The organism is Streptomyces sp. NPDC020875 (assembly GCF_040641415.1).
Lineage (GTDB): Bacteria > Actinomycetota > Actinomycetes > Streptomycetales > Streptomycetaceae > Streptomyces.
Genome location: NZ_JBFADP010000036.1, coordinates 23,179 through 48,114, shown reverse-complemented (window position 1 = coordinate 48,114; position 24,936 = coordinate 23,179). Strand labels below are relative to the sequence as shown.

Genomic DNA, 24,936 nt, shown 5'->3' with positions numbered 1-24,936 from the left:
TCCTCCTGTCTCTCGGTCGGTCTCGCGGTGTCGTCAGGCGTCAGATGTCGGTCGTCAGGTGTCGGGCGTCGGCACGGTCGGCGCTCCGGACCGCCGTGGCCGGTGGTCCGCCGCCTCCGTCCGGACCGTCGGCCCCCGTGGGCGGCGCGGTGTCGTGTCCCGGTCTGCCCCGGGCTCTCATCGAGCGGTGGAAGGCGCCGAACCGGGCTCCCGCGTCGCGCCCCGGCCGGGCACCGGTGACGGCCGCCGGGTCGGGGGCGTCGGTCCGGCCCCGGTCCGCCGCCGCCATCGTGCGCCCCCGGGGACGTACCGGCAGACCGTTGGGTGTCGCCATGCCGGGACGACCCGGACCACCCGAACCGGCGGCATCGCCGCCACCGGCCGCCGGACGGGGCGTCGGGACGAAGGGGAGGACGGCGGCCGGTGGGCCGTGCGGAACCGCGGACGGCGGTACGGGCGGCTCGCCGGGGGAGGATCCCGGGGCGGATCCGGGGGCCGCCGGGGGGGCCGCGCCCGTGCCGCCGTCATACGGATGTTCCCGTACCGGCCCGGTACTGCCCGCGGGGAACGGCCCGGCCCCCGGCCCCCGGTCGCCGGGGGCCCCGGGCGGGGAGACGGGTGATCGGGGTACCCCGGTGAGCCCCGTACTCGTGATGGCCGCGGCGGCTCCGGCGGGCCGGTGGGTACCGGAATCCGGCCCCGTCGGCCCCGCCGCGACCACCGACCCCGGCTCCCGGTTCTCCTGGTGCAGCAGCTGTGGCGGCAGCAGGACCACCACCCCCGTACCGCCCCGGGACGACGGCCGGTAGGTGACCGTCATGTGGTACTTGACCGCCAGCATCCCCACCACGACCAGGCCGATCCGGGTACTGGGCAGGAAGGCGAGATCCGACGCCCGGCCCGAAACCGCCTCCTCGGCCCGTTCGAGCTGGGCCTCCGCCATCCGCAGACCGCTGTCCTCGATGGTGACGACCAGCCCGGCCGCCCGCTCCTCGACATAGACGTGGACCTCGTCCACGGGCGGCGAGAAGGTGGCCGCGTTGTCCATCAGTTCGGCGAGGAGGTGCATCACACCCTCGGCCGCGTAGCCCGCGATCCGGGCCGTACTGGTGGAGTGGAGCCGTACCCGCCGGTACGCCGAGATCCGGCCCACCGCGCCCCGCAGCACGGACTCCATCCCGATCGGCTTGTTCCACGTCCGGCCGGTCCGGCCGCCCATCAGCAGCGACAGCCGGTCCGCCGCGAGCCCCAGCTGGGACGTCTTGTGGTCGATCCCCAGCAACTCCCCGAAGGTGTCCCCGCCGTGACGATCCTGCATGTCCCGCAGATCGGCGAGCATGCTGACGGCCAGGGCCTGGACCCGGCTGAGGGTCTTGGTGCCCGCGCCCATCACGGCCGCGGCGCGCCGCTCGCTCAGGGCGACCTCGCGGACCACCGCGTCGAGCAGTACCCGCAGCCGGTCGTCGCCGGGCTGTTCGACGGAGGCCAGCGCCGTCCCCGCGGCGGAGCCCGACCGCAGCCGGGCCACCACCTCCGGCAGGGTCACCGCCGTGAGCCGGTCGACCTCGTCGGCGGCGCGCGCGAGGCGGCGGACGGCGGTGACGCTGTCGGCGGTCGCCGCCCTGGCGACGGTCTCGCCCTTGGCGACCTCCGCCGCGCACAGCCGCAGGACCGCCCGCAGCCCGGCGTCGGCCGGGGCGGGGACCTCGGTGAGCACCCGGTCGAGGGGGTCCCCGTCCCGCAGCCGCTTCACCACCAGCGGCAGGGTCACCTCCAGCATCCGGACGACGTCCTCGTCGGCGCGGGACATCCGGGACCGCAGGCTCCGCGCCTCCTCGTCGGCGGCGCCCGCGGCGGCCCGCAGCCGCCGGGCGGCGAGCGTCGCGGCGACGATCCCGGTCGCGATCGCGGCCCAGGCCGCGGTGACCGTGACGGCGGCCCAGGCCCGGGCCGTGGCGGGGGCCGCGGCGATCGCCCAGGCCCCGGCCGCGGCGGCCAGCGCGACCGCGAGGGGCGGTACGGCCGGGGGCATCGGGCGCGGTGTTCGTATCCGGTGCGGTTTCGGGGCTGGCACGGACATGGGGTCCTTCGCTGCTGGAGGCTGTCGGAACCGCCGGAGGTGCGGGGTGCGTGGCGGATACCGGGGTAGGTGACCGCGGAGGCCGGGCGAGAAGGGGCCGACCGGCGCTCGGCCGAACGTGTGCGCGGACACCGGGAGTTGACCGGTGATCTTCTGCACGGGCGTGGCGCTCATGCTAGCCACGGGCGGTGGTCGGCGAGCCCGGACCGCGACGACTCCCCACAGAACGGAGGACTTCGCCCCGAAGTCCCTCGGCGGCGACCGGGATCGTGGTATCGGCCCGGCGGTCGATGGCGGGTGGAGGGGCCTGCCCGCAGGGCCCGGCCGGGACCAAAGGGTCCGGATGCGGGCGCGGGCGGCGCGTGGGGTGAACATCACAGCCCCGGGCCCCGGAGCGTACGGCCGGGGCGGACTACCGTGTGCGGGTGTCCAAGGGCCGAAACGCGTTCTCGTTCCGCTCGCCTTCCGCCTGGTGGCAGGGGGTGGCGAGCCGTGCCGTCCACCGGTTGTGGGACGGGGTGCGGACCGCGGGCGCGGTGACGGCCGAGCGCCCCGGGCGGCTCCGCTTCCGGTCGATCGGGCCGGGCACCCGGCTGGCGTTCCCGCAGGGCACGGTCTTCGGCGAGGCGTGGATCGAACTCGGCGCGCACTGTGTCATCGCCGAGCAGGTCACGCTGACGGCGGGGATGCTGCCGGGGCTCGATCTGGGCCCCGACCCGATCGTGACCATCGGCGACGGGGTGGTCCTCGGCCGGGGCAGTCATATCGTCGCCGACGGCCGGGTCACCGTGGGCCGGGACACGTACTGCGGTCCGTATGTCTACATCACCTCGACCAATCACAGCTACGACGATCCCGGGACGCCCGTCGGCAAGCAGTGGCCGCGCTCCGCGCCCGTCGAGATCGGTCCGGGGTGCTGGCTCGGCACCGGCGCGGTGGTGCTGCCGGGCGCCCGGCTCGGACGGAATGTGGTCGTCGCGGCCGGTGCGGTGGTACGGGGCGAGGTGCCGGACCACACCGTGGTGGCGGGCGCGCCCGCGCGGGCGGTCCGGAGCTGGGACCCGGTCCGGGGCTGGCGGCCCCCGCTGCGGACCCCGCCGCCCCTTCCGGTACCCGACGGGGTGACCCCGGGAGAACTCCTCGCCCTCGCGGAGGACTCCGGGGACCGGGAGCCGTCCGGGGAGAGCTGAGCCCTGGCCGTCATCGGCCGGTGTCGTCCCGTGCCCTGATCGGTCAGTCGCCGGAGTCGGCCCGGGCGCCGCGGTGGCGGGGCCGCCGGAGCGGTCCGTCAGCCGCCCGCGAGCAGGACCGAGCCGACCAGTGCCAGGCCCGCACCGGTGGCCTGCACCGCCCGCAGCCGTTCCTTGAGCACGATCAGCGCCGCCAGGACGGTGACGACCGGATAGAGATGGGACAGCACGGCGGCGACGGTCACCGGGCCGGTCTGGGCGGCCAGGGCGTAGGTGCCGTTCGACGCCACGTCCGCCAGTCCGACGAAGGCCAGCAGCGGCAGCGCCGACCGGAGCGCCCCGGCGCCGCCGTCCCGGTCCGCCGGAAGTACCCGGTGGCCCCGGCGGGCGGCGACCGCGAGGGCCGTACCACCGACGGCGATATTGACCGCGCGCTGGACGAAGAGGGCGAGGAAGAGCCCGGTGACGCTGGTCGACGCCTCGGCGATCAGGGTCATCACCGCGCCGAAGCCGAAGGCGGCGACACAGGTCAGCGCCACCGTGTTCCGCCGTACGGGCGCGCCGCGCAGCTCGGGCCCGCCCGCCATCAGGATGCCGAGGACGGCCACTCCGATTCCGGCGAACTGCACGGGTCCCGGGCGCTCGCCGAGCAGCAGGCCCACGGTGACGGGGACCGCGACCCCCAGGGAGCCCAGGGGCGAGACCACCCCCATCGGGCCGAGGGCCAGCGCCTTGTAGAAGCAGAGCAGGGCCACCGGGCCGAGGACCCCGGCCGCCACCGCGTACCAGAGCTGGGGGCCCGCCTCCCGCCAGGCCGCCGTCGCCAGCACGATCGCCCCGAGGACGGTGACCGCGATGCCCTGGGAGGCGACGACGACCGTGAGGGCGGGGGCGCGCCGGGTCAGCAGTCCGCCGCCGAAGTCGGCCAGGCCCATCAGCAGGGCGGTGGTCAGGGCGAACAATGCGACCATGGAGAGACCTCGCAGTACAGTGTGTTGGACCCGGCGGTGCAGCACACGGTAGTGCAGGATCTTCTACTATGTCATTTACTATCTTGGACGGAATGTGGCTGACCTCGATCATCTGACGCAGTCGCTCGCCCGGAATCTCAAGCGCTGGCGCGGCGAGCGGGGCTACACCCTGGACTCCCTGGCGGCCCGTTCGGGCGTCAGCCGGGGCATGATCATCCAGATCGAGCAGGCGCGGACGAACCCCAGTGTCGGAATCGCGGTGAAACTGGCCGACGCGCTCGGGGTCAGCATCGCCACCCTGCTCGACCGCGACCACGGACCCCAGGTCCGGGTAGTGCCCCCGGGCGGCGCGATGCGGATGTGGTCGACCCCGGCGGGCAGCTTCAACGAACTGCTGGTCGGGACCGAGCTGCGCGGGCCCCTGGAGCTGTGGTCCTGGTGGCTGGAGTCCGGTGACGGCAGTTCGTCCGACCCCCACCCCGACGGCACGATCGAGCTGATCCATGTCACGGCGGGCGTACTCACCCTGGTGGTGGACGGGGAGCCGCATACCGTGCCCGCGGGGGCCTCGGTCGTCTTCGAGGCGAACGCGCCGCACACCTATCGCAATGACGGCCCGGAGGCCGTGTCGCTGAAGATGGCCGTGGCCGTACCGCCCGCCCGCTGACCTCGGGGCGCGCCGGTCGGTGCCCCGGCGCCGGACCGGACCGTGCTCGGGGGCCTCTCTGAGTGGGGGGCGGCCTGCGTAGCCGCCGGGGCGGTGGGCGGGCGGTACGGCAACGGCCCAACCCGCCCCGGCGTAAGGGGAGTCGGGGCTGGGCGTGGTGCCGCGAAGGCCGGCCCGGGAGGCCCCCGGACACTTGCTACCGTGCGATCATGCGCGCTCCCATCGGCTCCTTCGACACCGCCCTGCCCGCCCCCGACGCCCTCGACGTGCTGGTCGCCCCGGTCGCCGACGCCGTACGGAACTGGACCGGCGACATCCCCGCCGACCAGCTTATCCACGTCGACACCGACCCGGCGATCGCCGATACCGCGGCCTTCGTCGCCCACCACGGCGAGGAATTGCTCCGGCAGTCCGCCAACTGTGTCGTCGTCGCCGCCAAGCGCGGCGGCGAGACCTCACTCGCCGCCGCCGTGGTCCTCTCGCATACCCGCGTCGATGTGAACGGGGTCGTCCGCAGGCAGCTGGGCGCCCGCAAGGTGTCGTTCGCCCCGCAGGAGACCGCCACCGGGCTGACCGGGATGGAGTACGGCGGGATCACCCCGATCGGACTCCCCGGCGACTGGCCGGTACTGGTCGACGCGGCAGTCGCCGACACACCGTGGGTGCTGCTCGGCAGCGGGCTGCGGCGCGGCAAGCTGATCGTCCCGGGGAAGGCCCTGGCGGCCCTCCCCAACGCCGTCGTCCTCGAAGGGCTCGGCGTCTGACCCGCCCCAGATACGTACGACTCCGGGGGGCCGTACCGCCCCCGGGCCGTACGGGCCGTCCGCGACGCGTCCGTGCCCCGACCCGGCCGCCCGGGGCCGGGGTGGTTCCGGGAAGGATTACAGGACCTGCCCCGGCCGTCCGGGCTCAGCCCAGTCGCGGTATCTCGATCGCCGGGCAACGGTCCATGATCATGTCGAGTCCGGCCGCGCGGGTCCGCTCGTACGCCGCCTCGTCGACCACGCCGAGCTGGAACCAGACCGCCTTCGCGCCCTTGGCGACCGCCTCGTCCGCCACCTGCCCGGCCAGCGCCCCGTTCACGAACACATCGACCACGTCGACCTCGAAGGGGATGTCCGCCAGCGACGCGTACCCCCGCTCGCCGTGGACCGTCTCCTCCTTCGGATGGACCGGCACGATCCGCTTGCCGTAGCGCTGGAGGATCCGCGCGACCCCGTACGCCGCCCGTGACTCGTTGTTCGACAGGCCCACCACCGCCCAGGTGTTACCCGTCGAGGTGAGGATCCTGCGGATGGTCTCGTCATCTCCGTACATGCTTGCGACAACGGACCACCCGCACGGAGCATTCCCCTCCGTGCCTCCCTCGATCGGGTGAAGCATAGGGTGGCCGGATGCAGGAGCAGTACCGGACCGTCGCCCGCGCGGGCGTCCACGAGACCGAGATCAACCGATCGCGCTTCATCTGCGCGCTCGCCCCCGCGGCGACCGAGGAGGAGGCCCAGGCGTTCGTCGCCCGGATCCGCCGCGAGCACCCCACCGCCACCCACAACTGCTTCGCCTACGTCATCGGCGCCGATGCCGCCGTCCAGAAGGCGAGCGACGACGGGGAGCCCGGCGGCACCGCCGGGGTGCCCATGCTCCAGATGCTCACCCGGCGGGACGTCCGCTACGCCGTCGCCGTCGTCACCCGCTACTACGGCGGGGTCAAGCTCGGCGCGGGCGGACTGATCCGCGCCTACGGGGGAGTGGTCGGCGAGGCGCTCGACACCCTCGGCACCGTCGTCCGCCGCCGCTACCGGCTGGCCGTCGTCACGGTCGACCACCAGCGGGCCGGGAAGCTGGAGAACGATCTGCGCGCCACCGGCCGTACCGTCCGCTCCGTCGGCTACGCCGAGCGGGTCGCCATCGAGATCGCCCTCCCGGACGCCGACGTCGACGCCTTCCGGGGCTGGCTCGCCGACGCCACCGCCGGGACCGCGGCCCTCGAACTGGGCGGCGAGGCGTATGGCGACGCCTGATCACCGCGGGATCCCCGATTCCACCCGGACTGTCAGACCCCGCCGATACTCTCGGGGATCATGAGATTCCTGCATACGTCGGACTGGCATCTGGGCCGGTCGCTGCACCGGGTGAGCATGCTCGACGCCCAGTCCGCGTTTCTCGACCACCTCGTCGACTCGGCCCGTACCCACCGGGTCGACGCGGTGCTGGTGGCAGGAGACGTCTACGACCGCGCGGTGCCGCCGCTCGCCGCCGTCGAACTCTTCGACCGGACCCTGCACCGGCTGGCCGCCGAGGGCGTACCGACCGTCATGATCTCCGGCAACCACGACTCGGCGCGCCGTCTCGGCGTCGCCGCCGGACTCATCGAGCGCGCCGGGATACATCTGCGGACCGACCCCGAGGGCTGCGCCGACCCCGTCGTCCTCGCCGACGCCCACGGCGACATCGCGTTCTACGGGGTGCCCTATCTGGAACCGGCCCTGGTCAAGGACGCGTTCGGGGTCGAGCGGGCCGGACACGAGACCGTGGTCACGGCGGCCATGGACCGGATCCGGGCCGATCTCGCCACCCGTCCGCCCGGGACCCGTTCCGTCGTGCTCGCCCATGCCTTCGTCATCGGCGGCGCCGCCAGCGACAGCGAGCGGGACATCACCGTCGGCGGGGTCTCCGCCGTGCCCTCCGCCGTCTTCGACGGGGTGGACTACGCCGCCCTCGGTCATCTGCACGGCTGCCAGACCATCACCGACCGGGTGCGGTACTCGGGCTCGCCGCTCGCCTACTCCTTCTCCGAGGCCGCGCACCGCAAGACGATGTGGCTGGTCGACCTCGGCCCGGACGGCGCCGTCACCGCCGAACGGATCGACTGCCCCGTGCCCAGGCCCCTGGCCCGGCTCACCGGCCGCCTGGACGACCTGCTGGCCGACCCGGCCCACGAGCGGTACGAGGAGTCCTTCGTCGAGGCGACCCTCACCGACCCGGTCCGCCCCGCCGAGCCGATGGCCCGGCTGGCGGAGCGCTTCCCGCACACCCTCAGCCTCGTCTTCGCCCCCGACCGGCCCCCGGCCGACGACACCCTCTCCTACGCCCGGCGGCTGCGCGGCCGGGACCGGCGGCAGATCGCGGAGGACTTCGTGGCCCATGTCCGGGGCAGCGGCCCCGACGCCGAGGAGCGGGCCGTGCTGAACGCGGCGTTCGACGCCGTCCGCACCGCCGAGGCGGAGGCCGCCGGATGAAGCTCCACCGCCTCGCCCTCACCGCCTTCGGCCCCTTCGGCACCACCCAGGACATCGACTTCGACGCCCTGACCACCGACGGCCTCTTCCTGCTCCACGGCCCGACCGGCGCCGGGAAGACCTCCGTACTGGACGCCGTCTGCTTCGCCCTCTACGGCACCGTCCCCGGCGCCCGGCAGAGCCCCGGCACCCCCCTGCGCAGCGACCACGCCCCCGCCGACGTCTTCACCGAAGTCCTGCTCGAACTCACCCTCGGCGGGAGGCGGCTGGAGATCACCCGCTTCCCCGCCCAGCAGCGCCGCAAGAAGCGGGGCACCGGCTTCACCCCCGAACGGGCCCGCAGCCTGCTCCGGGAGTACGACACCCCCGGCGGCACCTGGCGCGCCCTCAGCCTCTCCCACCAGGAGATCGGCGAGGAGCTGGAACAGCTCATCGGAATGAGCCGGGAACAGTTCTGCCAGGTCGTCCTGTTGCCCCAGGGCGACTTCGCCCGCTTCCTCCGCGCCGACGCCGAGGCCCGGAGCAGACTCCTCGGCCGCCTCTTCGACACCCGCTGCTTCGCCGCCGTCGAGGAGAACCTCGCCGAACGGCGCCGTACCACCGAGGCCCGGGTCCGCACCGGCGACGAACGGCTCCTCGCCCTCGCCCACCGGATGGCCCAGGCCGCCGCCGACACCACCGGGGAGTGGCCCGCGCCCGACGCACGGCCCGGTGACCCCGGGCTCGCCGACGCCGTACTCGCCGGGGCGGCCGTCGCCCGCTCCGGCGCCCGGGAACGGCTGGACGCCGCGCGCGGCGCCGTCGCCCTCGCCGAGGACCGGCGGAACGAGGCCCGTACCGCCCTCGACACCGCGCGGGAACACGACCGGCTCCGGCGGCGGTACGAGGAGACCCGCCGCCGCCGGGCGGCGTCCGAGGCCGCCCGCCCCGCCCACGAGGAGGTCCTGGCCCGGCTGGAGGAGGCCCGCCGGGCCGAACGGGTGACGCCCGCCCTCACCCTCCGCGCCGCCGCCGAGCGGGACCACCGCGCCGCCGCCGCCGCGCTCATCGCCGCCCGGGCCGCCCTCCCCGCCGAACTCGCCGACGCCGACCCCGCCCGCCTCGCCGGGACCGAACAAGACCTCCGCCGGGAGGCCGGAGCCCTGGCGGCCGCCCGGCGCGCCGAGGACCGCGGGGCCGCGATCGCCCGCGAGCGCGCCGCCCTCGACCGGGCCGCCCGCGCCGACGACGACGCCCGGCAGGACGCCGGGGAATGGCTGGCCGGCTGGGACGCCCTGCGCCGCCGCCACCAGGACCGGCTCGCCGCCGCCCAGGAGGCCGCCACCCGCGCCGAACAGCTCGCCGGGCTCCTCGGCCCCGCCCGGCTGCGCCGGGACGCAGCCCGGGAACGGGACCGGCTCACCACCGAGGCGAACGACGCCGAGGACGCGCTGCGGACCGCCCGCGAGGACGCCCTCACGGCCCGTACCGCCTGGCTCGACCTCAAGGAGCGGCGCCTCGCCCAGATCGCCGCCGAACTCGCCGCGGGGCTCGTCCCCGGCGAGCCCTGCGCCGTCTGCGGCTCCGCCGACCACCCCGCCCCGGCCCGTCCCGGCACCGCCCCGGTCGCCCCCGCCGACGAGGACGCGGCCTACGAGACCCACACCCGGGCCGAGGAGGACCGGTCCGGGGCCGAACGACGGCTGGACCGGATCCGGACGGCCCTCGCCGCCGCCCGCCTCCGGGCCCGGGACGACGGGCCGGCCGCCGACGCCCCCGGGGCCGGGCCGGACCCCCGCGACCCGTCAGCCGCCGAACTCGCCGCCCTCGTCGCCGGGGTGGAGAGCGACCTGGGCGAGGCCCGGGCCCTCGCCTCCGGGATCCACGCCGCCCGGGAAGCCCTCGACCGGGCCGAACGCGAACACGGGGAACGGCTGAAGGACCGGCACCGGGTCGACCAGCGCGTCGCCGCCAGGACCGCCGAACGCGAAGCCCTCGACCGGGAACTGGCCGCCCTCACCGAAGAGCTGGACCGGGCCAGAGGCGGCGCCCGGTCCGTCGCCGAACGCGCCGCCGAACTGGAGCACCGGGCCCGGCTCGCCGCCGGGGCCGCCGAAGCGGTCCGCGCCGCCGACGAAGCCGCCCGCCGCCTCAAGGAAGCCGACGGACGGACCGCGGACGCCGCCTACCGGGCCGGATTTCCCACCCCCGAAGCCGCCGCCGAGGCCGTCGCCGACGACACCGAACACCGCGAACTCCAGCGCGCCGCCGACCGCTGGCGGGCCGAGGCCGCCGCCGTCGCCGACCGGCTCGCCGAACCCGACACCCTCGCCGCCGCCGCGCTGCCGCCCGCCGACCCGACGGCCGCCGCCGCGACCCTGGAAACCGCCGACCGCGCCCTGCGGAACGCCTCGGCCGCCCTGGCCTCCGCCCGCGACCGGGCCGCCGAACTGGACGCCCTCTCCGCCGAGGCGGCAGCCGCCGTCCGGGGCTCCGTACCCCTGCGCGCGGAACACGCCCGGGTGGCCCGGCTCGCCGCCCTCACCGCGGGCACCTCCGCCCAGAACGAACACCGGATGCGGCTGGAGTCCTACGTCCTGGCCGCCCGGCTCGAACAGGTCGCCGCCGCCGCCACCGACCGGCTGCTGCGGATGTCCGCCGGGCGTTACTCCCTCACCCACTCCGACGCCCGCTCCGGCGGCGGGCGCTCCGGCCTGGGCCTGCGGGTGATCGACGCCTGGACCGGCCGCGAACGCGACACCGCCACCCTCTCCGGCGGCGAGACCTTCTTCGCCTCCCTGGCCCTCGCCCTGGGCCTCGCCGACGTGGTCACCGAAGAGGCCGGGGGCGTCCGCCTCGACACGCTCTTCATCGACGAGGGCTTCGGCAGCCTCGACGAACAGACCCTGGACGAGGTGCTGGACGTCCTGGACTCCCTGCGGGAACGGGACCGCAGCGTCGGCATCGTCAGCCATGTCGCCGATCTGCGCCGTCGCATCCCCACCCAACTGGAGGTGGTCAAGGAGCGCCACGGCTCGACCGTACGGCTCCGGACCGGCGCGCCGGGCGAGTAGCGGCCGGTCCTGTCAGGGCCCGGCCGGACCGCCGTCCCCGACCCAGGGCCGCAGCTTCGCCGGATTGCGGACCACCCAGATCCGGGTGACCCGCCCGTCGGCGATCCCGAACGAGGCCACGGTCACCACGGTCCCGGCCCGCCGGGCCACCAGGCCGGGGAGACCGCTGACCGGCAGCTCCAGCAGTTCGAGCCCCGGAGCCCCGTCGGCGACGGCGACCATATAGCGGGCGATACCCGCGCCGCCCTCGACCGGGCGCGGCGCGGCCCCCGCCAGACCACCGCCGTCCGCGGTCATCACGGCGGCCGGATCGAGCAGACCGACGAGGGCCGGGATGTCCCGGCTCTCCCATGCCTCCTTGACCCGCCTCACCACCTCGGCCCGGCCGTCCGCCGCCACCGGGGCACGTACCCCGCCCACCCGTCGCCGGGCGGACGCCGCCAGCTGTTTGCAGGCCGCCGGGGTGCGGCCGAGTACTCCGGCGATCTCGGTGAACGGATACCGGAAGACGTCGTGCAGCACGAACGCCACCCGCTCGGCCGGTGTCATCGACTCCAGCACCACGAGAAAGGCGGTGGTCACCGACTCGTCCAGGACGATCTGGTCGGCGGGGTCCGCGGCGCCGGCGCGCCCCGGGCCGCCCCGGAGATCCCGCCCGGCCCGGCCGGGCAGCGGCTCCGGCAGCCACGCGCCGACATAGCGCTCCCGGCGGGACCGGGCCGAGCCGAGCAGATCCAGACAGATCCGGCTGGTCACCGTCGTCAGCCAGGCACCCGGCGACCGGATCGCCGCCCGGCCGCCGGGCGACAGCGCGTACCAGCGGGCGTAGGCGTCCTGAACGGCGTCCTCGGCCTCGGTCACCGAACCGAGCAGCCGGTACGCGACATTGAGCAGCCGCCGCTGCTCCCCGGCTATCGCGTCCCCGCCGGTCCCGGCGGTGTCCGTGCCTCCGGCCGCCCCCATCGCCTTACCTTTCGCCGCCCCGTTTCGTCGGGCTGGTGAGACCTTACCGATCTACTGCCCGACGACGGCGGACAAGGGGACAGTGATATGACCACGCGGACGGCCGCGGCGAACGAGCGGCCCGGCGCCACGTTCCTGCGGATCGCGATCGCCCTGCAGACCCTGACCATCTTCCTCCAGGCGATCTCCGCCGGACTGCTCCCGGACACCTCCTTCGGGGCGCAACTGCACGACGCCGGGGCCCGGGTGACGTACGGGACGACGATGCTCTATCTGCTCGTGGCGGTCCTGGTGTGGAGACGGCACGACGGTTCGCCCCGACCCGTCCTGTACGCGTCGGGCTTCCTCGCCCTCGCGACGGTCCAGGTCCTGGTCGGTATCGCGCACGTCCCGTCGGTCCATCTGCCACTGGGCGTACTGATGTTCGGCCTGAGTCTGCTGGTACTGGCCGGGAACGACGGGACACGGCCCGGTGACCACCGCCCGGCCGGGGCCGCCGCCCGGCCCGTGACTCAGCGGCTGACCGGCCGCCCCGGCAGCGGCGAGGAGTAGACGACACTGGTCGTCATCGCACCCAGGGCGCCGATCCGCCCCGTGACCTGCTCCAGATGACCCATATCGCGGGTGGCGACCTTCAGTACGAAGCAGTCGTCGCCCGTGACATGGTGCGCCTCCAGGATCTCCGGGGTGGTGTCCAGCAGATCGTGGAACGGCTTGTAGTTCCCGTTCGGATATCGCAGCCGGACGAAGGCCGTGATGGCCAGACCCAGCTTCCCCCGGTCCACCACGGCGCCGTAACCGGTGATGATCCCGGCCTCCTCCAGCCTGCGGACCCGTTCGGTCACGGCACTCGCCGACATCGAGACCTCCCGCGCCAGCTCCGCGAAACCGGCCCGGCCGTGACGCTGGAGGACCTCCAGCAGACGCCAGTCGGTGGCGTCCGGTACATAGTCGCTCATGAGGGGAAGAGAACCGTGGAATCCCCGGCGGATCAAGTCATATGCCGGGGAAAGTGCCTTCAGAGGCGGTCCGGGCGCCCGTAGATTCACCGCCATGAACCCCATCGCGACCATCGAGACCCCCGCCGTCACCGCACCGAACGCGGTCCTCCGTACACCTCCGGCCCCACCCGCCGAGGCGGCGGCGTACTTCCGGGCGAGCCTCGCCTTCCACACCGACGTATCGGACGTCGCCGCCGCCCTGGCCACCGGCGAGGATCCCGGGTTCGTCCTCGTCGATACCCGCTCCACCGCCGCCTGGGACCAGGGGCACATCCCCGGCGCCCGGCATCTGCCCACCGCCCTCCTCCCCGAGCGGGCCGAACGGCTCCTCGACCCGGCCGTGCCCGTCGTCACCTACTGCTGGGGACCCGGCTGCGACGGCGCCGCCCGGGCCGCCCTCGCCCTGGCCGAACGCGGCTACCGGGTCAAGGAGATGCTCGGCGGATTCGAGTACTGGGTACGGGAAGGCTTCGGATACGAGACCCGGGACGGCGGCGACCGCCGCGCCCCCGACCCGCTGACCGCGCCCGCCGACACGGCCGACTGCGGCTGCTGACCGGCCCGGCACCGGCCGCCCGTAAAACCGGATGCCGACCACGCCGTGATCACTCATGATGGGGCGTCATGCCGATGCTTCCCCATCCCGAGCCCGCGGCGCTGCGCCGCGACCCCCTGCCGCTCCGCGGCCGTACCGCCCTGGTGACCGGCGCGAGCAGAAGAGGCGGCATCGGATACGCGGTGGCCCGCAGGCTCGCCGCCTACGGTGCCGGGGTCTACCTCCACCACCACGTTCCGCACGACGAGGCCACGGAGTGGGGCGCCGAACCCGGCGGCCCCGAGGCCGTCGCCGAAGCGGTCCGCGCGGCCCTCGGCGACCCCGGGGCCCCGGTGTTCCACGGCCCCGCCGACCTGTCCGACCCGGCGGCGCCCGCGGCGCTGATCGCCACGGCCGCCGAGGCGTTCGGCGGCCGTCTCGACATCGTCGTCGCCAACCACGCACTCAGCGGCCACGACGGCACACTCGACAAGATCGACGCGTCGATGCTGGACGCCCACTTCGCCGTCAACACCCGCTCGGTGGTGCTGCTGGTCCAGGCGTACGCCCGGCTGCGGGCCGGACTGCCGCCCAGGACACCCGGCGGCCGGGTGGTGCTGATGACCTCGGGCCAGGACATCGCGGGCGGCATGCCCGGCGAGCTGGCGTACGCCCTCGCCAAGGGGGCCAACGCCTCGGTGACCCGCTCACTCGCCACCCATCTGGCCGATCTCGCGGTCACCGTCAACGCGGTCAACCCCGGCCCCGTCGATACCGACTACATGGCGGGTGACGACTACCGGGCGGTCGCCGACCGCTTCCCGGGCGGCCGCTGGGGTATGCCGGACGACCCCGCCCGGCTGATCGCCTGGCTGGCCACCGACGAAGCCGAGTGGATCACCGGCGAGGTGATCAACTCCGAGGGCGGCTTCCGCCGCTGACCCGGTCACCCGGTGCCCCTCGGTGATACCGGCGGGCGGGATCCCCGGGGACGGCCGGTGGGCGGACCCGCCCACCGGCCGTCTCGGATCACAGCTTCGACAGCTCGTCCACGAGATCGTCGAGACCGAGCGAGCCCTGCGACAGCGCCGCCATGTGCCACGCCTTCGCGTCGAAGGCGTCACCGCGCGCCGCCCGGGCCCTCTCCCGCCCCAGCAGCCAGGCCCGCTCGCCGAGCTTGTAGCCGATCGCCTGGCCGGGCGTCGACAGATAGCGGGTCAGCTCGCTCTCCACGAACTCCGCCGGGCGCCCGCTGTGCCGCCCGAAGAACTCCTGCGCCAGCTCGGGCGTCCAGCGCTCCCCGGGGTGGTACGGCGAGTCCGCCGGGATCTCCAGCTCCAGATGCATACCGATGTCCACGATCACCCGGCACGCGCGCATCATCTGCGCGTCCAGATAACCCAGCCGCTGCTCGGAGTCGGCGAGGAAGCCCAGTTCGTCCATGAGCCGCTCCGCGTAGAGCGCCCAGCCCTCGCAATTGGCGCTGACACCGCCGGCCGTGGCCTGGTAGCGGGAGAGCTGGTCCGCCACATGCGCCCACTGGGCCAGCTGGAGATGGTGGCCGGGCACGCCCTCGTGATACCAGGTCGACACCAGGTCGTAGACCGGGAACCGGGTGGCGCCCATCGTCGGCAGCCAGGTCTGTCCGGGCCGGGAGAAGTCCTCCGACGGGCCGGTGTAGTACGGGGCCGCCGCACTGCCCGGAGGAGCGATCCGCGACTCCACCCGGCGGACCCGCTCGGCGAGTTCGAAGTGGGTGCCGTCCAGCGCCTCGATCGCCTGGTCCATCAGGCCCTGCAGCCAGCTCCGGACCTCCTCGACGCCCTCGATGTGGCGGCCGTGGACGTCGAGATGGGCCAGCGCCTCCCAGGGGCCCGCGCCCGGCAGGATCCGGTCGGCCTCGATCCGCATCTCCGCCAGCAGCCGGTGGTACTCCGACCAGCCGTACGCGTACGCCTCGTCCAGGTCGAGATCGGTCCCGTTGTAGTAGCGCGACCAGCGGGCGTAGCGCTCCCGCCCCACGATGTCGGGGGCGTCGGCCACGGCCGGGGCGTAGACGTCCCGCATCCAGTCCCGGAGCGCGGCCAGCGCGCCGTTGGCGGCCCCGGCCGCCTCGGCCATCTCCGGGGCGAGGGATTCGGGGCCGTCGGCGGCGAACTCCCCGAACCAGCCCCGGCCCGTCCCGATCCACTCCGTCATCTGGTCGACGGTGGTGCGGGTGGCCCGGGGCCCGGCGTACAGCTTGCGCTCAAGACCTTCCGCGAGGGCGGCGCGATAGCTCGCCAGGGCGGCCGGGACGGCGTGCAGCCGCCTGACGACCGTCGCCCAGTCCTCCTCGGTGGCGGTCGGGGTCACCGTGAACACCGTACGCACCAGGTGGACCGGGGAGTCGAGGATGCTCCCCGCCCGCAGGCCCTCCTCCGCCTCGTGTACCGCGAGTTCGGCCGTGAGCCGCTCCCGCAGCAGCCGGCCGCAGCGCCGCTCGGCGTCGCTTTCCGCGCCGGGACGTTTCTCGGCCTCCGCCAGTTCGGCGAGGGTCCTCCGGGCGAGGGCGGCGCGGGCCTCCTGGCCCTCGGGGGAGAAGTCGGGCAGCAGCGCGGCGCTTTCCTTGACCCCGAGATAGGTGCCGGTGATCGGGTCGAGGGCGATGAGCGCGTCGAGATAGCTGTCGGCGACCTGACGGGGCAGCGGGGTGCTGGCGGTGACTGACATGCACACATCCTCTATGAGCGGGGGTGGCGGCGTCACCATCGTGGGGGACCCGCGGCCCCCTGAACGACCGCCCGATGGCCGGTGAACCACCGTGCCGCCGAGCCGCCACGGCGGGCGGCGAGCCCGCCCCGGCGCCTCGGCCGCCGTGCCCGGCCCCGCTCCCGGGCTCTCGGCGGCTCCCGTACGGTTCCGGCTCCTCCCCGGGCGGCCCCGGCGGCCGAGTCCGGGGCGGGCCCGCCCGGGCGGTGAGCGAACCCGGCCACATCACCCGTTCGGGTAATGCGGACGAACCGGTCGGCCCGCCCGGGCCGGACGGCACCCCCGGGATCCCGGCCCCTTCGCCGGTCCACCGGTCCCGGCCGGGGCGCCGGAACCGGCCCGGGCCCGGGCCTCCCGCACCCGCTCCCGGGCGCCGGGTAGCGGCCCGGATCCTGTCCACCCGTACCGCCGTGCCCGCTCCGGCTACGGGGTCATCCCACCGCCCGGAAGCGGATCCGACTACCAACCCGGGACGGACGCCGGGGGCCTTTCCGTTCCGGGTGCGGCGGCGAGATCTTTGGCGCGTTCTCGACGGTCGGTGACCGGTCCCGAAGCCAGGGGATGGCCGGTACGGGACCGGTGCCACGTGCCGGGCCGCGATCGGCCCCGCCCCTTCCGAGTCCCCGGAACCGGCCCCTGTCGGTGGTCCGGCGGTCTCAGCGGTCCGTCGCCTCGCAGAGCAGGAGCGAGTCCCTGGCCGCGGTGTCCAGCCGGGCGGTGATCACCAGGGTGCCCTCCTCCACCTGGTAGTCGAGGGGCAGCCGCAGCCCCCGCATCGCGGCGACCATGCCCGTATTCGACGAACGGGTCACCGCGTACACCCCCCGGGAACCGGTCTCCGCGGCCAGCAGGACCAGCCGCCCCAGGAGTTCGGAGCCGATGCCCCGGCGCTGCCAGGCGTCCTCCACCAGGAGGGCGATCTCCGTCTCGTCCCCGTCCCACAGCAGATGCCCCAGCGCCACCAGCCGCCCGGCCGTGGTCTCCACGGCGAGGGTCCGCCCGTGGCGCGGGCTCAGCAGATGGTCCAGATAGCGGTGGGCATCGCCGACGGGCCCGTGGTAGCGAGCCCGCAGTGTCCCCTCCGAGCACCGCAGATGCAGCTCCTTCGCGGCCGCCAGATCGCTCTCGTCGGCCCGGCGCACCACGATCTCCTCGCCCTCCGGCAAGGTGTGCGGTTCCTCGCCGCGCGGGGTCCGGGGATCCAGCCGGGCGTCCAGCTCCATCAGGGCCCGGGCCCGGGCGAACTCGGTCGGTGTGAAGGGCAGATACGGCCGTTCCACCGTGACCGTGCCGCCCCGCGGATCCCGCAGCCGGATCACGGTCCCCTCCAGTACGCCCTCCACCGGTGCCCGCTCCCCGCCCGGGTCGGCCTCCGGCGCCGGTTCCGGCCGGGAGCGGACGGTGCAGCGGCCCAGCAACTGCCGCAGCGCCAGCGGCAGCTCGGCCGGGTCGAGGGCCGTCCGGGTCGCCAGACCCAGGACCCGGGTCGGGGTGTCGACCAGGTCGTGTTCGTCGGCGCGTTCGATCCACACATCCGTGCCGCCCGCCCGCAGGATCACGGCCCGGAGCGCGTCCGGCTGCAGCGACCCGGGCGTACGGAGCAGGAACTCGTCCACCGTGCCCCGGGTCAGTGGATGCGTCTGGAGGGTGATCACGTCGACCCGCAGGTCGGCGAGGGCCGCGCAGAGCGCCGCCAGCGCGCCGGGTTCGTCCCGGACGGTCGTCCGTACCCGTCTCAGGACGGTTCCGCCGTCCTCCCGGCCCGCCGCGCCACCGGCGCCGGTGGCGCCCGCGGTGCCGTCGGCCCGTACGCCGCCCGGGGCGCCGGGATCACCGGCACCGGGCGCACCGTCCGGCGGGTGCGTGCCGCGCCGTCGTCCCCATCGCCGCAGGGCCACGAAGACGGTGGCCCCGGCGGCGAGGAAGGCCGCCGTCAGTAAGGCGGGACCGGCCGGGATGTTTGCGGTCTGTTCGGTCCGGCGGGCGAGCGCCCCGGCGGCGATCGCTGCCGTGAGCACCGCGGTCAGTCCGATGAGGGCCCGTCGTCGGTCATGGGATCGGCGGGCGCTCACCGCTGAGTTCGCATCAGTCATGCCCACCACTGTGGCGGTGGCGTGTTGCGTGATCACAAACGATGTGTGACTGATGGGTAAAGCGTGCATTTGATGTCCTATGTACTCTTTTGGTCGATGGTGTCCGTCGGTACGGGCACCGCCGGGGAAGCCGTGCCGGAGAGAGCCCGGGCCAGCCGTGCGGCCTGCACCACCACCTGCGAGGTGCCCTTCCGCCCGGCCAGCTCCGCCAGTCCCGGTATCTCCTCGGCGACCGCCGGACGGCTGCGCTCGGCGCACTCCGCCGCGACCGCGAGGATCCGGCCCAGACCCCGGTTGCCCGGGACGGACCGCACCAGACCGGGCAGGGCGGGGGCGAGCACCGACCAGACGGTCTCGTACGCGCCGCCGGAAGCGGCCGTGTCCAGCGCGTCGGCGAGCCGGGTCGGTTTCATCACCCCATGATCCACCAAATCCGTCAGCTCCACCGCCAATCGGGCGTGATCGAGCTGCTCCCGGGCCGCCAGCGACAGCAGCGCGTCCACGGCCGCCAGCCGGTCGCCTGTGCGCTCGGCGTTCAGCCCGACACCGAGCGACCGGTGCAACTCCGGCCCCGCGGGCCCGTCACCGGCCTCCGCCTCGGCGAACGCGAGCAGCCCGGCCGTGATCCCCCGGCTCTCCCCGTTGCCGCACATGTCCAGGCCGTCTCGCAGCCAGTACGCCAGCGCCTCCCGCTCGTACGGCAGGGCGAACCGCCAGAAGGACTGCCACCGGGTCATGCGACGGCACCAGGGGTGCAGCCGCACCTCGCGGCCGAGCCAGTGGAACGGGCGCGGGAACGACTGCTTCACCGTCAGCAGCTCCCGGACGTCGCGCAACGGGGTCAGCAGCATCCTCGCCACGACACCGGTGTCCCCGCCCGCCGCCGGACCGGACGCCGTGCCCGGCGTCCGCAGCGCCGGAAGCTCCGGCCCCTCGCCCCGCAGCCAGGCGGCGAGCCGGTCGCCTTCCGGTGTGCCCAGCTCCGCGGCCCGCTCGGCCGCGACACCACCCGCGCCCCGCCGGACCCTCAACAGGGCCTGGCCGAAGTCCACCGGGCCGGGTTCGGCCCCGAGCCGCCCGTACTCCCGCAGCCGCTCCACCAGAACCAGGGGATCGAGCGCCCCGGTGTCCAGGGTGGGGGTGGCCAGCAGAAACGGCTGCGGATCCGTCAGCAGCCGGTAGGCGATCTCCCGCAGCCGGGCCGAGAGCAGCGCCTCCAGCGCCTCACTCGGGCATCTGGCGTCCTTGCCGTCCTTCCGCAGCGCCTCGATGTCGAAGGGGAGCCGGGTCGCCAGGGCCGCCATCAGGAATTCGAGCTGCGGATCCTCCTCCCGGAAGTGACCCTCCCGGTAGCGGGTCCCGCCGTCCGGCTCGGCGGCCCACCAACGCTCCGGCATCGCCTCGCGCAGCGCCACCGCGAGGGCCCGCAGGTCCTCCGCGCCCAGCCGGACCATCCCGTCGATCACCCGCTCGAAGTCCAGGGCCCGCTCCCCGGACCACCGGACCACCAGCGCCCGCTCCACCAGCTCGGCCACCGACGCCGGCGCCGGTTCGACGGCCCGCGGGGGCACGACCGGCGGCAGCACCTCCTCGTACGGCTCGTCCTCCGCCATCCCGTAGCCGCCCAGCAGCGCCCGGGCCTCCTCACGCTGGGCCGGACTCAGCCGGTCGGCGACCAGGGCGAGGTCCTCGCGGACCGTCGGCCCGACGTCCTTCAGATGGCGGGCCACCAGCTTCAGCGCCCGCTCCTGGAGCCCGGTGTCCGGCTGGCCGAACGCCTCGCCGACCACCGGCAGCAGCCGTTCCGCCGCCTCCGGCCGTCGCTTCAGCACCCGGTCGACCAGGGTGAGCTGGGAGCGCACCAGGGCCTTCTCCGGCCGGAACAGCACGGCTTCCGCCATCGCCACCAGCGCGTCCTCCGGCAGCTCGCCCCGCTGCTCCAGTTCGGTCAGGGTCTTCTGGGCGTACGTCGCCACCATCGGGGTGCCGTCCGAGACCATGCCGAGCCAGTCCGGGATCCTGGCCCGCAGCTCCGCGCCGTCCGGCTCCAGGGCGCGTAGCACCGCCAGACAGAACGTCATCTCGCCCGGCCGCCCGCCGCGCAGGATCCGGGCGACGCAGGCGTCGAGCAGCGCCGACCGCTCCACCAGCCCCCGCCGGGCCAGCTCCGCGATCCCGGCGGGCCAGGGATCACCGGGCTCGCGGAAGCCCTCCCACAGGATGGTGGCCGGGATCCGGGACAGCCCGAAGATCCGGGGCGCCAGCACCGCGGCCCTGGGGTCGTCGGCCATCGCGGCGATGACCTGGCCGCCCCGCTGGGAGAGCATCCCCACCCAGCCCGTCACATGCCCGTCGGCGGTGGGGATCTCGCAGCCCGAGCGGGCCACCAGCGCCTCGATCAGCCGGACGTCGTCCGGGGTGCTGGAGGCGCGGGTCGCGAGCTTGTGCGCCACCTTCCCCACCCATACGTCGTCCCGGTGCGCCAGCACCTCCAGGATCAGCTTGGACGGCACGGCCCGCCCGAGGCGCAGCTGGGCGGCCCCGATCCAGGTCGCCGCCGCCACCGCGCCCGGCTGGCAGCCCGCTCCCGCGACCAGGACGGCGATCGACGCCTTGGACCGCTCATCCCACCGCTGCCAGTTCCAGTCGCGCAGCTCGGCCCGGAACTTCTTCAGCTCCGCCAGCACTTCCTTGCGCTCCGCCGGTCCGAGCGGCTCCAGCAGCCCGGGAACCTTGTGCGCCCGGCCCTTGCGGACCGCCTCCATCAGCTCCTTCATCGCGCGCCTCCCCGGCCCGTCACGGTCCCGCCGGTCACCGCCGCGCCCGACGGCACGACCGCGGCTCCGCCGGACTCCCCGCGTCCGGCCGCCGGGCCCCGCCGGGCCATCCGGACCGCCAGGGCGTGTTTGCAGGGCCCCCGCCCCCCTTGATGCTCCGCCCACCAGACACAGGTACAACTCATCCGCCGGCCCGTGTCACGCACCCGGTAGACCCGGTCCCCCGAGGCCACCGCCGCCGACAGGCCGTCCGGGTCCACGGTGACCGCGCCCGCCGCCAGCAGTTCCCGGGCCGAGGTCAGCCGGGGGTTGTGCCGCTCCACCCGCCCGGCGTCGTACGGCAGCTCGCGGTGGAAGTAGGCCGCGTCCGCGACGTCGTACCCCACCCGGCCCGAGGTTCCCAGCCGGACCAGCCCCGCCTTCACCCGGGCGACCGGCAGACCGGAGCGGTCCGCCAGCTCCGCCGGATCGATCTCCGGCTCCCAGGCGAGCAGTACCGACAGCAGCTCGGCGTCCTGCTCGGCCTCGTCGGCGGAGAGCGACTCCAGTACCCCGCCCTCGCCGGAGAAGCCCCGCCAGGCGTCGGGCGAGAGCGTCAGCGTCAGCCGCATCCCGGGGAGCGTCAGCTCCCACGCCGTCGGCACCGGCGCGCCGTCGACCACCGAAGGCCCGTACACCCGCAGGGACTTCGCCTGCCGCAGCAGCCGTCCGAACGCCTCCAGCCGCTCCGGCCCGGGCAGGCACACCGCGCCCGCCACCGGCCGGGTCGTCGGCCGCAGGGTCCGGCCCGACGGCACCACCCACATCGCGCCGCGCGAGGAGCCGCCCGTCCGGGACCGGGGCAGCGACCGCAGGAACCGCACCGCCTCCGCCGCCGACAGCTCGGCCCGCAGATCGAACCCGGCCGTCGCCACCTGGGCCTCCGCGAATCCGCGCAGCCAGCGGTCCGGCAGCGGGACCTTCTTCTCCACGATCGAGCCGTCCAGGGTCGTCACGGCCATCTCACCGGGGCCCACCCGCAGATGGAGCGGGCTGTCGCCGGTCAGCCGCGACAGGGCGTTCCGCAGCGGATCGTTGACATCCACATTGGTCGTGCCGCGCCCGGTCTCCGTGCCACCGAGACCGTCCCGCAGTACGTCGAGCCGCGCGTACACCCCGCAGCAGCCCGAGAACGACTCGAAGCGCAGCCGGTCGCCGTTCCCCGTCACCACCGGGTCCAGCAGCCGCCGCAGCTCCGGCCGGACATAGCGGGCCGCCGCCACATCGGCCACGGCGAGCAGCCCCCGGGCGGCCGTCTGCGGCGACTCCAGGAAACCGGAGAAGAAGTTCGGGCTGTCCTCGGCCCCCGCCGGGGTCAGTCCCCCGGAGGTCTCCAGGCCGAGAAGGTCCCCGTCCGCCGCGGCGCTGAGCGCGGAGGGACGGGTGTAGGCGAGCGCCTGCACTGTGCGTGTCATGGAACGGACCGTAGGGCCCGACACTGACAACGGACCCCACCCGGCGGCTTCCTGAGGGGTTCGCCCCCTCGGCACTCCCCGGGCCCTTACCCTGGGGAACCCGGCTCGACCAGTGCCGATTGTCCGTCCCCGAGTCCGGTTTGGCGAGAACTCGCCAGCCCCGGACCGTGACTGCCACCGTGGCCCCCACCGGCCGGGATCCGCCGTGACGCGCCGCGAGCCCGACGCCCAGGGCCCGCACGCCGGGGCCGCCGCCGAGCCGCCCCGACCCGCTCGACCGGCGGGGGGCGAAGCGACCGGCGCCGTACTGCCGTCACTGCCCGACGCGCCCCGGCTCCAGCACCCGGCTGAACAGCACCTGCCCGCCCTCGGCCCGCAGCCGTACCGTCAGCGCGCCGCTGCCGCCGTCGATCTCCACCTCACCGAAGTACTGCGGCGACTCCATCGGCGAGACATTGGCCCGCTCGGGCGCCCGGACGAAGACCCGCTCGGGCCCGAACGTCGCGTCCAGCGCGTTGGCCGGGAAGCCGCCCGCCGCCAGCGGCCCGGAGACGAACTCCCAGAACGGGGCGAAGTCCTGGAACGCGGCCCGCTCCGGCGCGTAGTGCTGGGCGGAGGTGTAGTGCACATCGGCCGTCAGCCAGAGCGTGCCGGTGATCCGCCGGTGCTTGACGAACCGCAGCAGCTCGGCGATCTGCAGTTCCCGCCCGAGCGGCGCGCCCGGGTCGCCCTGGGCGATCGCCTCGAAGTCCGCCGACCCGTCGGGAACGACCAGCCCGATCGGCATATCCGCCGCGAGCACCTTCCAGACCGCCCGCGACCGGGCCAGCTCCCGCTTCAGCCAGGCGAGCTGTCCGGCGCCGAGGATGCCCTGCTCGTCATCGGCCCGCCGCCCCGGCGAGTTCGGATTCCGGTACGAGCGCATGTCGAGGACGAAGACGTCCAGCAGCGGCCCGTACCGGACGACCCGGTGCATCCGGCCGCCGGACGGGCCGGGTCCGCCGGGCCCGCCGGAGTCCCGACCCGCGAGGCCCTCGTACCCGAGGTCCGGGCGGCGGCCGGAGACCGGCAGCGTCGGGGTCGGGAAGTACTCCGCGAAGGCCCGCAGCGCCCGCCGCGCCAGCACGTCCACGTGCTTCTCCGTATAGCGGGGGTCGTCCAGGATCTGCCCCGGATACCAGTTGTTCCGCACCTCGTGGTCGTCCCACTGCGCCACGGTCGGCACCCGCGCGTTGAACCGGCGGACGTTCTCGTCGAGCAGGTTGTAGCGGAAGTTGCCCCGGAAGTCGTCGAGCGACTGCGCCACCCGCGACTTCTCCTCGGTGGTGACATTGCGCCAGATCCGGCCGTCGGGCAGGGTCACGGACGGCTCGACCACCCCGTCCGCGTAGATCGAGTCCCCGCTGCAGAGGAAGAAGTCGGGATCCAGCCGCAGCATCTCGTCGTAGACCCGGAATCCGCCGATATCTGGATTGATCCCCCAACCCTGGCCCGCGATATCGCCCGACCAGAGGAAGCGGACCCCGTCGCGGCGCCGGTCGGGCGCGGTACGGAACGAGCCGTACACCGGCTCCCCGGTCCGGCGCCCGTCACCGGGGTCCGCGAGGACGACCCGGTAGTGGACCTCCTCACCGGCGGGCAGTCCGCGCAGCGCCGTCGTCCCGGTGAAGTCGGTGCCGGGGCCCAGAAACGGCCCCGGCACCCGTCGTACCCGCCGGAACGAACGGGTCGGGGAGAACTCCACCATCATCCGCGCGGGCCGGTCCGAACGCGCCCACACCAGACCGGACGACGACGTCACCCCACCGGACTGGACGCCCCAGGACGCCCGGGGCCGTCCCCCCAGCACCAGCCCCGGCGCCGGGCCCGGTACGGCCCCCGCGCCCGGTGCCGCCGCGAGCGGCACCACCAGCGCGGCGGACGCGGCGGCCGTCCCCCGGAGCAGGGCCCGCCGCCCCGTACCCGTACCGCCTCCCGTACCCGTACCCGCTCCCGGGCCCGCAGGGACGTCCGGGCCGGACGTACGAGAAGTGGACGGACCGGGTGAGGACATGCCGGGGGAATCGCCTGTGCCGAGGGACATCGTGAACCTCCGAGAGGAGCCGGAAACGGTGGCGGTCCCTGCCTAACGTCCCGGCCGTACGCCCGCCCCAACCCCGGAT

19 protein-coding genes are annotated in these 24,936 nt (G+C 74.8%); 9 read left to right on the top strand and 10 right to left on the bottom strand.

Annotated features, from left to right (window positions below):
* Window positions 1-40: 40 nt before the first annotated feature.
* Window positions 41-2,032, bottom strand: a complete 1,992-nt coding sequence (locus tag AB0G74_RS21300) for an ATP-binding protein (protein WP_361148502.1) — start codon at window positions 2,030-2,032, stop codon at window positions 41-43.
* Between the two features lie 467 nt (window positions 2,033-2,499).
* Here AB0G74_RS21300 and AB0G74_RS21295 point away from each other — a divergent pair, with 467 nt between their 5' ends.
* Window positions 2,500-3,270, top strand: coding sequence for an acyltransferase (locus AB0G74_RS21295; protein WP_361148500.1), 771 nt, complete (start codon window positions 2,500-2,502; stop codon window positions 3,268-3,270).
* Between the two features lie 98 nt (window positions 3,271-3,368).
* On the opposite strand, the gene AB0G74_RS21290 is transcribed toward AB0G74_RS21295, so the two are convergent.
* Window positions 3,369-4,241, bottom strand: a complete 873-nt coding sequence (locus AB0G74_RS21290; protein ID WP_361148498.1) for a DMT family transporter — start codon at window positions 4,239-4,241, stop codon at window positions 3,369-3,371.
* 94 nt (window positions 4,242-4,335) lie between these two features.
* On the opposite strand from AB0G74_RS21290, the gene AB0G74_RS21285 reads away from it, so the two are divergent.
* Together AB0G74_RS21285 and AB0G74_RS21280 are read left to right on the top strand one after the other, a co-directional pair.
* Window positions 4,336-4,908, top strand: a complete 573-nt coding sequence (locus AB0G74_RS21285; RefSeq protein ID WP_361148496.1) for an XRE family transcriptional regulator — start codon at window positions 4,336-4,338, stop codon at window positions 4,906-4,908.
* Window positions 4,909-5,117: 209 nt separating this feature from the next.
* Window positions 5,118-5,672, top strand: coding sequence for a YbaK/EbsC family protein (locus AB0G74_RS21280; RefSeq protein WP_361148494.1), 555 nt, complete (start codon window positions 5,118-5,120; stop codon window positions 5,670-5,672).
* Between the two features lie 145 nt (window positions 5,673-5,817).
* Here the strand turns inward: AB0G74_RS21280 and AB0G74_RS21275 are convergent, their stop codons facing one another.
* Window positions 5,818-6,225, bottom strand: coding sequence for a CoA-binding protein (locus AB0G74_RS21275; RefSeq protein ID WP_361148492.1), 408 nt, complete (start codon window positions 6,223-6,225; stop codon window positions 5,818-5,820).
* A gap of 77 nt (window positions 6,226-6,302) precedes the next feature.
* On the opposite strand from AB0G74_RS21275, the gene AB0G74_RS21270 reads away from it, so the two are divergent.
* The 3 genes from AB0G74_RS21270 to AB0G74_RS21260 are packed head-to-tail and all read left to right on the top strand — an operon-like array spanning window position 6,303 to window position 11,200.
* On the top strand, window positions 6,303-6,929 hold the full coding sequence (locus tag AB0G74_RS21270) for a YigZ family protein (RefSeq protein ID WP_361148490.1): 627 nt from the start codon (window positions 6,303-6,305) through the stop codon (window positions 6,927-6,929).
* A 60-nt stretch (window positions 6,930-6,989) separates the two neighbouring features.
* Window positions 6,990-8,147 carry an exonuclease SbcCD subunit D gene (locus AB0G74_RS21265; protein ID WP_361148488.1) on the top strand — a complete coding sequence of 386 codons (1,158 nt, stop codon included), beginning with the start codon at window positions 6,990-6,992 and terminating at the stop codon, window positions 8,145-8,147.
* Window positions 8,144-11,200 carry an SMC family ATPase gene (locus AB0G74_RS21260; RefSeq protein WP_361148486.1) on the top strand — a complete coding sequence of 1,019 codons (3,057 nt, stop codon included), beginning with the start codon at window positions 8,144-8,146 and terminating at the stop codon, window positions 11,198-11,200. The genes AB0G74_RS21265 and AB0G74_RS21260 overlap by 4 nt, the downstream gene beginning before the upstream one ends.
* A gap of 12 nt (window positions 11,201-11,212) precedes the next feature.
* On the opposite strand, the gene sigJ is transcribed toward AB0G74_RS21260, so the two are convergent.
* On the bottom strand, window positions 11,213-12,163 hold the full coding sequence (gene sigJ, locus AB0G74_RS21255) for an RNA polymerase sigma factor SigJ (protein WP_361148484.1): 951 nt from the start codon (window positions 12,161-12,163) through the stop codon (window positions 11,213-11,215).
* Between the two features lie 87 nt (window positions 12,164-12,250).
* On the opposite strand from sigJ, the gene AB0G74_RS21250 reads away from it, so the two are divergent.
* Window positions 12,251-12,715, top strand: a complete 465-nt coding sequence (locus AB0G74_RS21250) for a hypothetical protein (RefSeq protein ID WP_361148482.1) — start codon at window positions 12,251-12,253, stop codon at window positions 12,713-12,715.
* On the opposite strand, the gene AB0G74_RS21245 is transcribed toward AB0G74_RS21250, so the two are convergent.
* Window positions 12,676-13,122, bottom strand: coding sequence for an Lrp/AsnC family transcriptional regulator (locus tag AB0G74_RS21245; RefSeq protein WP_361148480.1), 447 nt, complete (start codon window positions 13,120-13,122; stop codon window positions 12,676-12,678). The genes AB0G74_RS21250 and AB0G74_RS21245 overlap by 40 nt on opposite strands.
* A gap of 94 nt (window positions 13,123-13,216) precedes the next feature.
* Here AB0G74_RS21245 and AB0G74_RS21240 point away from each other — a divergent pair, with 94 nt between their 5' ends.
* Both AB0G74_RS21240 and AB0G74_RS21235 read left to right on the top strand, forming a co-directional pair.
* Window positions 13,217-13,720 carry a rhodanese-like domain-containing protein gene (locus tag AB0G74_RS21240; protein WP_361148478.1) on the top strand — a complete coding sequence of 168 codons (504 nt, stop codon included), beginning with the start codon at window positions 13,217-13,219 and terminating at the stop codon, window positions 13,718-13,720.
* Between the two features lie 68 nt (window positions 13,721-13,788).
* Entirely contained in the window at window positions 13,789-14,640 is an 852-nt protein-coding gene (locus AB0G74_RS21235) for an SDR family oxidoreductase (protein WP_361148476.1), read from the top strand.
* An 88-nt stretch (window positions 14,641-14,728) separates the two neighbouring features.
* On the opposite strand, the gene AB0G74_RS21230 is transcribed toward AB0G74_RS21235, so the two are convergent.
* From AB0G74_RS21230 to AB0G74_RS21210, 5 genes are all read right to left on the bottom strand, one after another.
* Entirely contained in the window at window positions 14,729-16,411 is a 1,683-nt protein-coding gene (locus tag AB0G74_RS21230; protein WP_361148474.1) for a DUF885 domain-containing protein, read from the bottom strand.
* 695 nt (window positions 16,412-17,106) lie between these two features.
* The gene (locus AB0G74_RS21225; protein WP_361148472.1) at window positions 17,107-18,543 is read right to left on the bottom strand and encodes a GNAT family N-acetyltransferase; all 1,437 of its coding nucleotides are present in this window, start codon (window positions 18,541-18,543) and stop codon (window positions 17,107-17,109) included.
* 77 nt (window positions 18,544-18,620) lie between these two features.
* Entirely contained in the window at window positions 18,621-21,320 is a 2,700-nt protein-coding gene (locus AB0G74_RS21220; protein ID WP_361148470.1) for a DUF6493 family protein, read from the bottom strand.
* Window positions 21,317-22,774, bottom strand: a complete 1,458-nt coding sequence (locus AB0G74_RS21215; protein WP_361148468.1) for an SWIM zinc finger family protein — start codon at window positions 22,772-22,774, stop codon at window positions 21,317-21,319. Before AB0G74_RS21215 ends, AB0G74_RS21220 begins: the two co-directional genes overlap by 4 nt.
* A gap of 313 nt (window positions 22,775-23,087) precedes the next feature.
* Window positions 23,088-24,857: an alkaline phosphatase D family protein gene (locus AB0G74_RS21210; protein WP_361148466.1), complete on the bottom strand. Its 1,770-nt coding sequence runs from the start codon at window positions 24,855-24,857 to the stop codon at window positions 23,088-23,090.
* Window positions 24,858-24,936: the final 79 nt, after the last annotated feature.